The following is a 14,952-nucleotide window of genomic DNA, read 5'->3' as shown; positions in this document are numbered from 1 at the left end:
TTTATTCAAAGTTTAAGAGCGGAAAGTTACCACTTAAAACGAGACATTCAGTCCAAAATTAAAAGCCCATTGAAATTGATTGAAAGATTGATTATTTAATGGATTGATATAGTAATTCATACCGGGTTCAACAAAAATATGTGTTTTTTTGTATATGCGATATTGCAAAGTGCTGCTAAGCAAAGAGCCATAAATAAAATCGCTGGCATTAGAATTAGAACCTATTGAAGTGCCATCCAAATATACATTGTTTGAAATTAATTTACCAACAACTCCACCGGTATTTAAACTGATACTGGTTTTGTTTCTATTAAAAATAGCATAAGATACCTCAAGTGGTATTTCGATATATTTTAAACTTTGATCAATATTACCTGTTTGGAAATTATCACTTTTCAAAGAATTTTTAGCATTCGTTGTAACAAATACGTAATTTGAATTATTTGTAATTTGAGAAATAGTAGTTACATTTTTAATCAAATAATCACTTGAAGATAATAAACCTACTGTATTGTTTATATCCATATAGCTAACATTAGCAATACTCTGTCCTAATTCATTTATTTTTAAGCCGGAACTTACAGTCCATTTTTTATTTAGTTTGTAATTTGTTTTTATTCCGTATGCATTTGTCTGCTTAGACTCATTAACATTACCCAAAGTCTTTTCTTTTTTGAGATTTTCAGAATTAGCAACTCCTGCAAAAACTTCCAAGGACCATTTTTCTGTATTTAAAGCAGCAGATTTTGGCTCTTCTTCTTTTGGAGATTTTCCTTCTGCTATGGCTTTTTCTAAATTTTGTAATACTGCCAGCTGAATAGAATCTTGCCCGGTCAATAAAACGTCAGATTTTGGATTACTGGCGATAGCTTTATTTTGAATTGAATTTTCCGGTGAATTGTTTTTTGAACCAATAACAATGGCTTTTTCTGTTGGTGAAACATCAGATTTTGTATTGTTGTTTAAATTGCCGGCAATAGCTTTGCCTTTTATTGAATTTTTTGGTGAATCATTTTTTGAATCGAAAATATTAGTTTTTTCTGTTGGCCAAATGTCAGATTTTGTATTGCCTTTTGAGTTGTCAGCGACCGCTTTATCCTTTATGGAAGTTGATGGTAAACCACTTTTTGAATCTACAACAACTGTCTTTTCTATTGGTAAAACATCAGATTTTATATTGTTGTTTGAATTGCCGACGACAGTTTTGTCTTTTATTAAAGCTTTCTGCGAATTGTTTTTTGAATCAATAATAACAGCCTTTTCAGCTGGTGAGACATTCTTTGTAATATTATTTTTTGATTTCGTTTCGTATTGGCTGATTGTATTTTTATTATTTTTTGAAATTGAATTTGAAATAATTACAGGATTATTACTTAAAGTTTCTTTTTCCACAGAAATATTTACATCTTCCTTACTTTTTGAATTTGAAGCTATTGTAGCATTGTTTGTTACGTTGTTTTTTGAAACTACATTTTCATCATATGAGCTCGTACCTGAATACTGGTTTGAATTCGGGTTTTGAATGCGATATGTTTTTACTTTCTGGCTTTTATCCTGTTTTGAAGCAACATTAACAACTGTGTTTTGTTTTGAATGCGTTTTTGATTTCAAATCATCGTTTTTTTGATTCAAAGTATTATTAGGGACAGCATTTTGGTTTAAAATGTTGTTCTTACTTTTTGACTGGGTCGAATTTTCTGTTTCAGATGAAACGATAGCTGTTTCCTGGACTTTATTAAGTTTTGTGTTTTTTTGTGAATTATTTTTGCTTGTAGAAATCGTCTCGTTTTTTTCAGGATTACCGCTTTTTTCCTGTATAACAACCGAATTGTTTTGTAATGAATTTGAATCCTGAGTATTTGAATTAAAATATAAAACAGACGGAATTGACAAGCCAATCAAAAGACTGGCCGCAAGTGCCCACCAGATTATGGTTGCTTTTTTCTTTTTACGAGGATGTAATTTTTCTTCAATATTATCCCATAATTCGGGCGGCGGAACACTCGAAAAGTTTTCTATTGATGAAAAAATATCTTCTATATTTTGCTTTTTCATGCTGTTTTAAAATTTTTAATACTCAAAATTCTTTTTTGTAAAATTTGTTTGGCTCTGTTTAAATTTGATTTTGAAGTTCCTTCAGAAATTTTGAGCATTGCAGCAATTTCTTTGTGTTTCATTTTTTCAAAAACATATAAGTTAAAAACCATCCGGTATTGATCCGGTAAATCCCTGATATATTCAAGCAATTTTTCTTTGGGTATCGGAATAGTTTCTACTAATTCCTCTTCTTCTATAAAATCGGTATCAGGGTCAAAAACATCCAAAAAGAAATTTTCTTTTTTCTTCTTGTTTAATGTTTCAATTAGTTTATTGATAAAAATCCGTTTAAGCCATCCTTCAAAACTGCCTTCAAATTTATATTGATAAATTTTTTGAAAAGCAATGATAAAAGCTTCTTGAAAAACATCTTTGGCATCGTCTTCATTTTTCATATATTTTAAACAAATGCCATACAAAACAGGAGAGAACAACTGATATATTTTCAGTTGTCCTGCTCTGTCATTTTGTATACATAATTTTATATATATGTCTAAATCGTCTTTCAAAAATGGGGGGTTGTTTTGATTGGTAAAAATAGCTCTTTTTAAATGTTTAAACTACTTTTTATAAATAGTTCGTACACCTTCAGAATCATTGCTTAATAATGTTAAGCTTTGATTGTCAATGTTTTCTATGATGTACGTTTTGCCTTCAAAAGTTACAAGATCATGTACTAATTGATCAAAAACACTAATTCCTCTTGTGATTTCATAGGTATTATTTCGAATCTCAACATCATCTTTATAAGTGATGATTCTTCCATCAGGGGTAAAAACTATTTTTTTAGTAAAACCAATTGTTTTTGGTGTAGACGTATAAGGGTTATTTTCTCCGCCAATCGATTTTTCCCAGATCCATGTATCAATAATCTGGTTGGTTTCGTTCTTAAAGAGTTCTAAAGAATAAGCCGTTGTGAAAATACCGAATGCAATCAAAAACAATAGTTTTTTTTTCATAATTTTAATTTTTTAAGGTTATAATTTTATCCTTAATGGCTTTTTTGAAAACTTTGATTTCTGCACTTTGATCGGCTGTATCGTTATTGTCGATATAAATTTTTGTAGTGTAGGCACCTTGATGTAATTCAAAATAAACACCTCCCTGACCAGCTGAATCCGGCGTTCCATAAGTTTTCGTTTGGCCTTTTAAGTTTAAAATTTCGTTTGGGACATTTTTCAGGAACAACGTATACTCACCCCTTTTTATTGTGGCAGTATATTTATATTGACCAAACTCATAACTTCCGGAAACAACATTTAAAAATTTCAGAATATTGTAGTCATTTATCTGGTAAAACTGTTGGCACTCAGCGCCAGTACATTGACCGGAAAAACTTCCAATTATGATATTATCCGAACTTTCGGTCGTCTTATTAAAATAGATCGGTTTTGTTGTTTTAGGAATCAAAATAAAATCAGAAGGATACGTTGGGGTTTGAGTAATCGCTTCTCCGGGTTGTGGGCCGCTTTCGTAGAAATTAATAACGATTTGACAACTATTTTCAACAATCGAAGTCATTTTTATACTATATCCGCTTGTTGATTTTTGACCTGCAAAGATTCCAACTAAATAATTTTTTGTGAAATCGATATTAGGATCACTTGGATTTGGGCAGCTATTAGCATGTTTCGTAAAATACGAATCCATTTTTTCTTGTGTACTTGCTACAACCGCAGTTGGATTGAGTGGAAGTTGTTTAACAGTATAATTACATGAAAGAGGAAAACCTGTAAAAGGAACATTCACATAATCTCCACAATTATCTGTAGCTATATCATCGTTTAGTGAACAGGCGCTGAATCCAAAAGCTATCAGTAAGCTTAATATTAACTTTTTCATATTTTTTTTTTATAGGTTATATTTAATAGATGTTGCTATTAATAAATGGTTGCGTAAAAAAGTATTTATTTTAATATTTCGAAAATTGTTTGTTTAATTTAGGATTGCAGATAATTAGTGAAATTTTAATTTTAAAATTTACGAACTACGTATTATTGCGTACTTTTACTTAAAAATTAACGTGTCTATGTCTGATTTTCTTTCGATTTTGTTGGTTTTTATTATTGCCTTGGTCTTAGGAGTTTTCTTGGGTAAATTGTTATTTTCTGCTGGATTCCAATCAGAAAGAGTAAGTCTGAACGAAAAATTAAATGGTGCTGAAAAACAGTTTCAATTGCAAAAAGAACAATTTGAAAATGTAAAAAGCAGTTTAGAAAAGCAGCTGTCTTTAATAAATTCAGAAAAAGAAAATATTCGGACAGAAAAAGATAGCCTGGCCATTCAGCTCTCCAAAAAAGAAGTCGATTTTGAGAATTTATGGGAGCGCCATAAAGAACAGAAAAACGAAATAACTGAGCTGCAGGAAAAATTTACCAAAGAATTTGAAAACCTGGCGAATAAAATTCTCGAAGAAAAATCAGCAAAATTCACCGAACAAAATAGTATTAATATGAAAAATATCCTGTTGCCTCTGCAGGATAAAATTCAGGGTTTTGAGCAAAAAGTAGAACAGACCCATAAAGAAAGTATCGATTATCATGCCGCACTGCGTCAGCAAATAATAGGTTTGAGTGAGATGAATATTCAAATGAGCAAAGAGACTTTAAACCTGACCAAAGCTTTAAAAGGTGACAATAAAATGCAGGGTAATTGGGGAGAATTGGTATTAGAGCGTGTGCTGGAAAAATCAGGTTTAGAGAAAGGAAGAGAATATGAAGTACAGCAGAGTTTTACCAATACTGATGGGAATCGCGTATTTCCGGATGTGGTAATCAATTTGCCGGATGGAAAAAAGATGATTGTAGATTCGAAAGTTTCATTAACGGCTTATGAAAAATGGATAAATGAAGAAGACGAAAACCTTAAAAATGAATTTCTAAAAGAACATGTAGTATCTATTAAAAGACATGTTGAACAGCTCGGAAGTAAAAACTATCACGATTTATATCAAATAGAAAGCCCTGATTTTGTGTTACTTTTTATACCTATAGAACCTGCTTTTGCTATTGCACTAAACGAAGATTCTACTTTGTACAATAAAGCCTTTTCGAGAAATATTGTTATTGTTACCCCAACTACTTTACTGGCTACTTTACGTACTATTGACAGTATGTGGGCCAATCAGAAACAACAGGAAAATGCTTTTGAAATTGCACGTCAGGCGGGTGCGTTATACGATAAATTTGAAGGTTTTGTAACCGATTTGGTGAAAATTGGAAATAAAATCAAAGATACAAAAACCGAATACGAAAATGCAATGAGCAAATTGGTTGATGGCAGAGGAAATCTGATATCAAGTGTAGAAAAGCTAAAGAAAATGGGTGCCAAAGCTAAAAAATCCCTTCCTGAAAATATTATTGCCAGAGCTTCAGATACAGACGAAGATTAATCCTTAAACTAAAATAATCCAAACCGATTTTAATTATAGTATAAATATGAATATAACTGCAGATTTTAAACCCGTTGCTTCATCGAAAATAAGTATTTCAGAATTAATGCTACCATCGCATACCAATTTTAGCGGAAAAATTCATGGTGGATATGTTTTGCAATTACTGGATCAAATTGCTTTTGCCTGTGCTTCAAAATTTTGTGGAAACTATTGCGTTACAGCTTCAGTTGATACAGTGAATTTTTTAAAACCTATCGAAGTTGGCGAATTAGTTACTATGAAAGCATCTGTAAATTATGTAGGCCGCAGTTCTATGATTGTAGGTATTCGTGTTGAGTCAGAAAACATTCAGACGGGAGCAGTCAAACATTGTAATTCCTCTTATTTTACGATGGTTGCCAAAGATAAAGAAGGTAAAAGCGTTCAGGTTCCCGGATTAATTTTAACCAATTTGGATGAAGTACGACGTTTTAGAAAATGTATCAAACAAATTGAAACCAAAAAAGAAATAGAAGAACATGCGAAAGAAGCCAAAGTAAATTCGATAGAAGACCTGGCGAGTTTGGACAAGTATAACGTATTATTGGAAATTGGATAAGCTTATTGTGAAAATAATTTAAAAGAAAGAAAATGGTAAAATTCGGATACACAATTTTATATGTAGAAAATGTTGAAGAATCGATTGCATTTTATGAAAACGCATTTGGATTTTCAAGAAAGTTTATAACACCTGAGAGTGATTATGGTGAATTAAGTACCGGTGAAACTACAATTTCGTTTGCATCTAAGAAATTGGCTGGACAAAACTTAAAAGAAGGTTTTATTGAAAGCAATTTAAACAATAAGCCTTTTGCAATTGAATTAGGCTTCATAACCGATGATGTACCGGAAACGGTGCAAAAGGCAACTTGTTTTGGAGCAGTATTAGTAACAGAACCAACTCAAAAACCCTGGGGACAAATTGTTGCCTATATCAGAGATCTGAATGGATTTTTAATAGAGATTTGTACAAAAATGGAATAATTTGTAAAATATTTTAAAGAGGCAAGTAATAATTCAAAAATTTCACAAATATTTATCATAAGAAAGCAACTAAATGTCAGAAAATTTTGTAACTTTAGGTGTATAGAATTGGTTACTATATTTCACGGAGTACGCCATTCGATTTTTCACTTGATCAAGTTCTGTTTTTCTCTACTTCTTAAAAATTAAAAACCGAATGACATAATTGTTTAATTGCTGACGATTATGAAAACAACTACCTTATTTATTTTATTATTTTTTGCTTACACTATGTTTCCTCAGGAAAAATTTACTACTGCCAACGGAGTAATAAATTTTGAAGCATCTGTGCCGTTTTTTGAAGAAATTACAGCAGTCAACAGATCGGTTGCGATTGTTTTGGACCCTAAGACAAGTACATTTTTATGTACTGTCATCATCAAAGATTTTCGGTTTAAGCTGGATCTGATGAAAGAACATTTTAATGAAAATTATCTGGAAAGCCATAGATATCCCAAAGCTGTTTTTAAAGGTAAAATCGCAAAATTCGATTTGAAGAACATTGATGAAATTGAAAAAGAATTTCTGATCAAAGGAAAATTAACTATACATGGCAAATCCAAAGAAATAGTGGTGAAGGCTTTATTGAAAAAAGTAAATGGAGGAATCCAAATCATTTCTGATTTTCCAATTTCCGTATCTGATTTTGATATTGAAATTCCAAACAGGGTAGCTTTGAAAATTTCAAAAACAGTTAATACAGAATTAAGTGCAATCGTAGGTAATGATGAATTAATTCTGGTGACTTCAAAATAAAGATTAAATATTTTAAGATAAGCAATCTGAAAGCGCCGTTTGTAAATTTTCGAATCGGAATTTAAAACCTTTTTGTTTGATTTTTTCAGATGAGACTCTTTGTCCATTTAACACTACCTGGCTCATTTCGCCTAAAAACAATTTCAGAACGAAAGCAGGTATTTTTGGCAGCCAGATAGTATACCCATATAAATTTGCAAGTGTTTTAGAGAATGTGCCATTTGTGGTGTTGTCTAAAACAGTTGCATTATAATTACCATTTATTTGTTCATCCTGAATTGCCTTTAGATATATATGGCATAAATCTTCAATATGTATCCATGGGAGATATTGTTTCCCTGATCCTAAAACAACACCAAAACCGACTTTAAAACCAGGGCTTAATTTTTTCAGAAAACCTTCTTTTTTCCCTAAAACAATTCCGGTTCTTATTTTTACGGTCCGAATGCCGAGTGCTGTGATTTTATCAGATGCAGCTTCCCATTTTTGGCACGTAATGCCCAGGAAATCATTTTCAGCAGGTGATTCTTCTGTACAGATTTTTTCATTGGTTACGGCTCCATAAATCCCTACAGCCGAAGCAGAAATAAAAGCATCTAAATGTTTGTTGTTGTTTTTCAAAACTTCATAAATCAGGTCAATTGGTTTTATGCGGCTTTCTAAAATTGCTTTTTTACGTTTTGCAGTCCAGCTTTTCTCAACAATTCCTTCACCGGCCAGATGGATAATATAATCTGCTTTTAAGACAGCCACTTCATCAATATAATGATGGTCTAAATCCCATTTGTAAAAGGTGATCAAATCAGTGCTTTTTTTATCGGAACGGCTTAATACAGATACTGAAAAACCATTGTCAATTAAAATTTTGGTTAAATATCTTCCAATAAATCCTGATCCTCCCGTGAGTAAAACATTTTTAGCCATGATAGTTTATAATATATTTAACAGCACATCTTGTTTAGGTATAAGTAAAGATACTTAAACATTGCTTACCTTTAAGGTCAATTCTAAATTTAAAAGAAATGGATGCTCAAAAGAAGATACTCAGTAAAGAAGATATCGTTTCAACCTATATGAATCAGGTTTTAGAGAAAGGGGAAAAGCCAAAATCAGTTTATCATTTTGCAAAAGAAAATGATTTTACTGAAACTGAATTTTATACCTTTTTTGGAACTCTGGAAGGTCTGGAAAAAGAAATATTCAGGCTCTTTTTTACAAATACAGTTGATTTATTGCACAAAAATACAGATTATCAGGAGTATGATATGAAAAATAAGATGCTGAGCTTTTATTTTACATTCTTCGAAGTTTTAACGGCGAACAGAAGTTATGTTTTACAATCGCTTAAACTTGACAGAAATCCTCTTAAAAATTTAGCACAGCTTACATTGCTAAGAAATAGCTTTAAAGAATATGTTTCTGAAATTCTGACCGATGATTACAGAATTGAGCAGGAAAAACTTCAAAAATTCCAGGAAAAAGGCATACAGGAAACTGCTTGGATGCAATTGATGATGACCATAAAATTCTGGATGGATGATGCTTCGCCAGCTTTTGAAAAAACAGATATTTTTATCGAAAAATCAGTTAACGCTTCATTCGAATTAATGAATGTGGCACCAATTAATCATCTTATAGATTTAGGGAAATTCCTTTTTAAAGAAAAGATATACAGCAAACAATGAAAACAATCGATTATATACCAACGTCAAAAATAGAAAGAGCCGGTAAATTGGTCCAAACCGGTGCAAAAATAGGAGTAAACTATATTAAGCATTATGCCGAAAAAATGGTAAATTCTGATTTGACCCGTGATAAATTAAACGAAAATAATGCCGAAGACATTTACGACGGACTAAAAAGCCTAAAAGGAAGTGCCCTTAAAGTAGCCCAAATGCTCAGCATGGACAAGAATTTTCTGCCTCAGGCGTATGTTGAGAAATTTTCGTTGTCTCAATTTTCTGTTCCGCCACTTTCTGCGCCTTTGGTTTTAAAAACATTCAAAACCAATTTTGGGAAAACACCTTATGAAATTTTCGACGAATTCAATGCCAATTCGGTAAATGCAGCAAGTATTGGCCAGGTACATCTGGCAGTAAAAGACAATAAAAAACTGGCAGTTAAAATTCAGTATCCCGGAGTTGCAAACAGTATTTCTTCTGATCTGGCTTTGGTAAAACCAATCGCAATCAGAATGTTTAACCTGCAGGGAAAAGATTCTGATAAATATTTTAAGGAAGTCGAGGATAAACTCATCGAAGAAACCAATTATTTACTGGAACTGAAACAAAGTCAGGAAGTCGTTGAGGCCTGCAGTAAAATCGAAAACATACTTTTTCCGAATTACTATCCTGAGTTTTCTTCAGAGAAAATTATCACAATGGACTGGATGACCGGAATTCATCTTTCTGAGTTTACGGCTAAAAATACAGATCAGGAAGTTGGAGATAAAATTGGTCAGGCACTTTGGGACTTTTATATGTATCAAATTCACGTTCTGCGAAAAGTACATGCAGACCCACATCCCGGGAACTTTTTGGTAGACGATAAAAATCACTTAATTGCACTTGATTTTGGATGTATGAAACAAATTCCGGAAGAATTTTACACACCTTATTTTGAATTAATCAATAAAAATGTGATTACAGATCAGGCACTTTTCAGTGAAAAATTATTCGAATTAGAGATTCTCCGCAAAGATGATTCGCCATCAGAAATCGAATATTTTACCGAGATGTTTCATGATTTATTATCGCTTTTTACAAAACCTTTCCAAAATGACACTTTCGATTTTGCCGATGAAACATTTTTCGACAGCATTGCTAAATTGGGAGAACGTTTCTCAAATGATACCAATCTCAAGAAAATGAACGGGAACCGCGGTTCTAAACATTTTATTTACATGAATAGAACTTTCTTTGGTCTGTATAATTTAATGTTTGATCTGAAAGCAAAAATTGCAGTAACCAATTATCTTAAGTATTAGGAGCTGTTTACTTCGTCAGTTCGCTATCGCTCGTGTCCAGCTGTTCACTGTATCTTTTGTGGTCCCTTTTTTGGAAACGGGACCACAAAAGGATGCCGTTTCCATCTGGGCTAGGGCTGTTGTTTTTATAAGAGCTTAATATAATCAGTTGTCACCCTGAGCGGAGTCGGAGGGCTTCAAGGGACAAAAGGTCTTCGACTAAGTTTATTCTGAGCGAAGACGAACGGACTCAGACTGACACTTATTTTTATTGGTTATTATTTCAAAATTCCAGCCTTATAAACCGCAATAGCACGATCTCTCGCAAAAGCATGATCAATCATCGGTTCGTTATAACCCAAATCAAATTCGGGAATCCATTTGCGGATGTAAATTCCTTTTTCATCAAATTTTTTCTGTTGGATTTCAGGATTAAAAACCCTGAAATAAGGTGCAGCGTCACAGCCGGTTCCTGCAGCCCATTGCCAGTTGCCTACGTTGGAGGCCAATTCAAAATCAAGTAATTTCTCTGCAAAATAAGCTTCGCCCCATTGCCAGTTAATCAATAAATGTTTGCACAAAAAACTAGCAACTACCATTCGGACGCGATTGTGCATATAACCCGTTTCATTCAGCTGACGCATTCCCGCATCGACCATTGGGTAACCTGTAGTTCCGGAGCACCAGCGTTTAAAATCGTCTTCGTTATTTCGCCATTGAATTCCATCGTAAGCTGATTTGAAATTATGATCGATTACTTTAGGAAAGCTAAACAGAATCTGAATAAAGAATTCGCGCCAAATCAATTCGCTTAGGAAAGTCTGATTTTTTCGGTTTGCCCAATTGACCAGTTTACGAATACTAACGGTTCCAAAACGCAAATGCGGTGAAAGATAAGATGTGCTGTCCAAAGCCGGAAAATCCCTTGTTTCTTTATAATTTGCAATTTGGGTTAAATTATGCGGAAGTACTTTTATTATACTTCTTTCAAAACCTGTTTCAGATAATTTCGGAAATGGGAATTGATTTTTAGCAAAATTCAAGAAGTATGGTTTTGTATTATATTCAGGAATAGTTCCAGAAAGATGATATTTCTCCAGCCATTTGTTTTTATAAGGTGTATAAATCGTGTAAGGAAGCCCGTCGGATTTTGTGATTTCCTTTTCTTCAAAAATCACATGATCTTTGTATGAGGAAGACTCAATATTATTTTGGTTTAATAATGCAGCAATTTCCTGATCGCGTTTTATGGCGTAAGGTTCGTAATCTTTATTGAAGAAAACTTTCTGAATATCAAATTCGGTTAAAAGTGATTTCCAGACCTCAGCTGTTTTTCCTTTTTTAATTAAAATAGAAGTATCAATACTATTAAGCTCTTCGTTTATTTTTTCGAGTGAATCGTATATAAAACTTACTCTTGCATCGTTTTTTGGAAGATTGTCCAAGATATCTTCATCAAAAATGAATAATGGAATCACAGGAAAATTAGACTGTAAAGCATGAAATAATCCAATATTATCGTCTAAACGCAGGTCACGTCTAAACCAGAAAAAGGTAACTTTTTGTTTTGCCATGATTTTATTTCAACTTGACGAAATTATTTTAATGTTCAGATTTATACACCATTTTGTCATTCCGTAGGAATCTAAGGCTTAGGTTTTTTGAAGCTGAGATTCCTACGGAATGACAAACTATTCGTATTTATATGTTGTACGGCTTCTATTTTATATAATTTCATATATCAATTATTGCGATAGTTCTTGAGATATGCTTGCGTTAGGGGTTGAAGTGGAGCTCTTTTTATATCTGGTTTTACCAGAGAAAAAAAAGCGGGAACGTAAAACCTGACCCGCTTTTTTTGCGGGTAACGCCCAAATTATACTACATTTTATAATATTTGAAAGGTACGAACAACATTCCGAAGCATTCTCCATGTTCTTTTCCTAAGTGCTTATGGTGAATTTTATGTGCTTTTCTAAGACCGATCAGGTATTTGTTTTTGGTGTTTTTGAACCATTTAAACCGTTGATGAATCAGGACATCATGAATTAAAAAATAACACATTCCGTAAAACGTAACGCCACAGGCAATGAAAAACAAATAATTGAAATCGTACTGAACACCAAAATAAAACAGAACAATACTCGGAATAGCGAAAATGACAAAGAAAATATCGTTACGTTCAAAAGTATGTTCGTATTTCGGCTGGTGGTGATCAGCATGAAAATACCACATTAGTCCATGCATAATGTACTTGTGGGTAAGCCAGGTGACACACTCCATGAATACAAAAACTCCTAAAAAGATTAAAAATGAAATCATTGTTTTGAATAATTTTTTAGACTAATTTTAATTTATAAGTCACAAAAGATTGTGCTAAAAGTCCCGCTTTAGTATAATTTGAAACCCTGATTCTGGAATTTCCAATTTGATTGCTGGGTGTTTTTTTTAGCTTCTTTAATAACTTTTTGTAATAAATAAAAGCAGTATAAACACCAAATTTAGCTTCGATTGGGAGTTTTACAATTCCCTGATAAGCGATCCTGAAATCTTCTTCAATTTCGTTTATGATTGCTGTTTTCGAATTTTCATCAAAAGTATTCAGATCAACACCCGGAAAATAATTTCGGTTTAAAACCAGATTATCATCTTTTAAATCCCGCAAGAAATTCACTTTTTGAAAAGCGGATCCTAATCGCATGGCTTCGAGTTTTAGCTGCTCATACTTTTCGTTTTTTCCGTTTACAAAAACCTTCAGACACATTAAGCCAACAACATCAGCCGACCCGTAAATGTAATCTTCATATTCGGTTTGTGTATTGTAAGTTGATTTTACCAAATCGAGTTTCATGCTTTTTAAAAAGGCCTGAACCAGGTCGTCGGTAATATTATAGTGTTTTACGGTATGCTGAAAGGAGTTGAGGATAGGGTTGAGGCTGATTCCTATTTCCATAGCTTTGTAATATTCTTTTTCGAAATCATTGATAAGATTTTCTTTGTCATAGCCATGAAATGAATCGACAATTTCATCTGCGAAACGTACAAATCCATATATGCTGTAAATGGCATCACGGATGCCGGGCGACAACATTTTGACCGCCAGGGAAAATGAGGTGCTGTAATTTTGTGTAATTAGCTTACTGCATTTGAAAGACACGGTATCGAATAGTGATTTCATTTTTTAAGATGTAAGTGATTTTTGAATTAACTCAGCAACCAATTTTCCTGAAATTAAAGCAGGAGGAACACCAGGGCCGGGAACGGTCAATTGACCTGTGAAATATAAATTACGAATTTTTTTGCTTTTTAGTTTTGGTCTTAAAAAAGCGGTCTGCAATAAAGTATTTGCCATTCCGTACGCATTTCCTTTATAAGCATTATAATCGGTTACAAAATCGTTTTTGCAGAATGATCTCTTAAATATAATATTATTTTTAATTCTTTGTTGTGTAAGCAGTTCAAAACGAGTGATTATTTTTTCGAAATAGGATTCTCTAAGTGCTTCAGTATCATTTATTCCCGGCGCTAACGGAATGAGGAAAAAGCCACTTTCCATTCCTTCCGGAGCTGCGGTTTTATCTGTTTTTGATGGGAAGTTGGCATAAAATAAAGGAGCTTCGGGCCATTTTGGCTCATCATAAATAGCTGAGGCATGCTTATTAAAATCCACATCAAAAAAGAGGGCATGATGTGAAATGTTTTCTATTTTTTTATCAAAACCGACAAAAAACAGAAGGGATGAAGGTGCGAAAACACGGCTTTCCCAATATTTTTCTGAATATACACGATGTTTTTCATCCAGTAAAGTTTCGGTATGTTGGTAATCGGCACCACTTAAAACAATATCAGCCCCAATAAATTCACCATTTATTACAATTCCGGCTGCCGTTTTGTTTTCTACAACTATTTTTTCAATTGATGAGTTGGTTTTAATTGTAACTCCAAGTTCCACTGCTAGTTTTTCGATACCGCGAACGACATCAAACATCCCGGCTTTAGGGTGCCAGGTGCCTAAGCCAAAATCGGCATAATTCATGAAATTATAAAAAGAAGGTGTTTTGGAGGGTTTTGCTCCGAGGAACAAGACAGGAAATTCCAGAATCTGAATTAATCTTTCGTTTTTGAAATTCTTCCTAATGTCACTGCTAACGGTGTTTAAAAACTGATTTAGTTTTAGAACTGTTTTTGGAGTAATTAATTCCAGTGGAGAAATCCCAGGGCGATATACCAAATCTTTGATAGCAATATCATAATTGCTTTTTGCGTGATTGATGAAGTTTTCGAGTTTTTTACCGCTTCCTTCCTCAATACTTTCAAAAGTGGCTTTTATCTTTTCTAAATTATCGAAGATGCTGATAAAATCATCAACGCCAAAATAAACCCGATAAGCGGGATCTAGTTTTATGAGTTCGTAATAATCAGATGTTTTTTTATTGAAATCCTGAAAGAAAAGCTCAAAAACATCAGGCATCCAGTACCAGCTAGGCCCCATGTCGAAGGTAAAGCCATTTTTACTGAACTGCCTTGCCCTGCCGCCAATAGAATCATTTTTTTCGTAGACAGTAACTTTATGGCCATGCTGTGCCAGGTAGCAGGATGCTGCTAAAGCTGAAAAGCCTGATCCTATTATTGCGATAGTTTTTTTCATTTGTTTAACAAATGTACAAAAACTTTAAAC

At 33.1% G+C, this 14,952-nt stretch carries 15 protein-coding genes; 6 read left to right on the top strand and 9 right to left on the bottom strand.

Features of this window, described 5'->3' with window-relative positions:
- Positions 1 to 33 precede the first annotated feature (33 nt).
- The 4 genes from ACEN92_RS10290 to ACEN92_RS10275 all read right to left on the bottom strand — a co-directional run bounded on the left by ACEN92_RS10290 (position 34) and on the right by ACEN92_RS10275 (position 3,939).
- A complete protein-coding gene (locus ACEN92_RS10290; RefSeq protein ID WP_495642263.1) occupies positions 34 to 2,055 on the bottom strand; it encodes a hypothetical protein in 2,022 nt (673 codons plus the stop codon).
- The gene (locus ACEN92_RS10285; RefSeq protein WP_495642338.1) at positions 2,052 to 2,531 is read right to left on the bottom strand and encodes an RNA polymerase sigma factor; all 480 of its coding nucleotides are present in this window, start codon (positions 2,529 to 2,531) and stop codon (positions 2,052 to 2,054) included. The genes ACEN92_RS10290 and ACEN92_RS10285 overlap by 4 nt, the downstream gene beginning before the upstream one ends.
- Positions 2,532 to 2,657: 126 nt before the next feature.
- A complete protein-coding gene (locus ACEN92_RS10280) occupies positions 2,658 to 3,056 on the bottom strand; it encodes a hypothetical protein (RefSeq protein WP_495642262.1) in 399 nt (132 codons plus the stop codon).
- A 4-nt stretch (positions 3,057 to 3,060) separates the two neighbouring features.
- The gene (locus tag ACEN92_RS10275) at positions 3,061 to 3,939 is read right to left on the bottom strand and encodes a protease complex subunit PrcB family protein (RefSeq protein ID WP_495642261.1); all 879 of its coding nucleotides are present in this window, start codon (positions 3,937 to 3,939) and stop codon (positions 3,061 to 3,063) included.
- A 187-nt stretch (positions 3,940 to 4,126) separates the two neighbouring features.
- On the opposite strand from ACEN92_RS10275, the gene ACEN92_RS10270 reads away from it, so the two are divergent.
- From ACEN92_RS10270 to ACEN92_RS10255, 4 genes are all read left to right on the top strand, one after another.
- Complete coding sequence (locus ACEN92_RS10270; protein WP_495642260.1) at positions 4,127 to 5,488, top strand: DNA recombination protein RmuC; 1,362 nt, start codon at positions 4,127 to 4,129, stop codon at positions 5,486 to 5,488.
- Between the two features lie 46 nt (positions 5,489 to 5,534).
- Positions 5,535 to 6,089, top strand: a complete 555-nt coding sequence (locus ACEN92_RS10265) for an acyl-CoA thioesterase (RefSeq protein WP_495642259.1) — start codon at positions 5,535 to 5,537, stop codon at positions 6,087 to 6,089.
- Between the two features lie 32 nt (positions 6,090 to 6,121).
- Positions 6,122 to 6,514: a VOC family protein gene (locus ACEN92_RS10260; protein ID WP_495642258.1), complete on the top strand. Its 393-nt coding sequence runs from the start codon at positions 6,122 to 6,124 to the stop codon at positions 6,512 to 6,514.
- Between the two features lie 225 nt (positions 6,515 to 6,739).
- Positions 6,740 to 7,309, top strand: coding sequence for a YceI family protein (locus tag ACEN92_RS10255; RefSeq protein WP_495642257.1), 570 nt, complete (start codon positions 6,740 to 6,742; stop codon positions 7,307 to 7,309).
- A gap of 12 nt (positions 7,310 to 7,321) precedes the next feature.
- On the opposite strand, the gene ACEN92_RS10250 is transcribed toward ACEN92_RS10255, so the two are convergent.
- Positions 7,322 to 8,233: a TIGR01777 family oxidoreductase gene (locus tag ACEN92_RS10250; protein WP_495642256.1), complete on the bottom strand. Its 912-nt coding sequence runs from the start codon at positions 8,231 to 8,233 to the stop codon at positions 7,322 to 7,324.
- Between the two features lie 98 nt (positions 8,234 to 8,331).
- On the opposite strand from ACEN92_RS10250, the gene ACEN92_RS10245 reads away from it, so the two are divergent.
- Together ACEN92_RS10245 and ACEN92_RS10240 are read left to right on the top strand one after the other, a co-directional pair.
- Complete coding sequence (locus ACEN92_RS10245) at positions 8,332 to 8,994, top strand: TetR family transcriptional regulator C-terminal domain-containing protein (protein WP_495642255.1); 663 nt, start codon at positions 8,332 to 8,334, stop codon at positions 8,992 to 8,994.
- A complete protein-coding gene (locus tag ACEN92_RS10240; RefSeq protein ID WP_495642254.1) occupies positions 8,991 to 10,295 on the top strand; it encodes an ABC1 kinase family protein in 1,305 nt (434 codons plus the stop codon). Before ACEN92_RS10245 ends, ACEN92_RS10240 begins: the two co-directional genes overlap by 4 nt.
- 257 nt (positions 10,296 to 10,552) lie before the next feature.
- Here the strand turns inward: ACEN92_RS10240 and ACEN92_RS10235 are convergent, their stop codons facing one another.
- The 4 genes from ACEN92_RS10235 to crtID form a co-directional block, all read right to left on the bottom strand.
- Positions 10,553 to 11,848, bottom strand: a complete 1,296-nt coding sequence (locus ACEN92_RS10235; protein WP_495642253.1) for a cryptochrome/photolyase family protein — start codon at positions 11,846 to 11,848, stop codon at positions 10,553 to 10,555.
- Between the two features lie 307 nt (positions 11,849 to 12,155).
- Complete coding sequence (locus tag ACEN92_RS10230; protein WP_495642252.1) at positions 12,156 to 12,596, bottom strand: sterol desaturase family protein; 441 nt, start codon at positions 12,594 to 12,596, stop codon at positions 12,156 to 12,158.
- 16 nt (positions 12,597 to 12,612) lie between these two features.
- Positions 12,613 to 13,452, bottom strand: a complete 840-nt coding sequence (locus tag ACEN92_RS10225; protein ID WP_495642251.1) for a phytoene/squalene synthase family protein — start codon at positions 13,450 to 13,452, stop codon at positions 12,613 to 12,615.
- Positions 13,453 to 13,455: 3 nt separating this feature from the next.
- Positions 13,456 to 14,922: a bifunctional phytoene desaturase/3,4-desaturase gene (crtID, locus tag ACEN92_RS10220; RefSeq protein WP_495642250.1), complete on the bottom strand. Its 1,467-nt coding sequence runs from the start codon at positions 14,920 to 14,922 to the stop codon at positions 13,456 to 13,458.
- Between the last annotated feature and the right edge of the window lie 30 nt (positions 14,923 to 14,952).

This window comes from Flavobacterium sp. Flavsp81, assembly GCF_059491325.1.
This window is presented reverse-complemented; position numbering and strand designations above follow the sequence as displayed.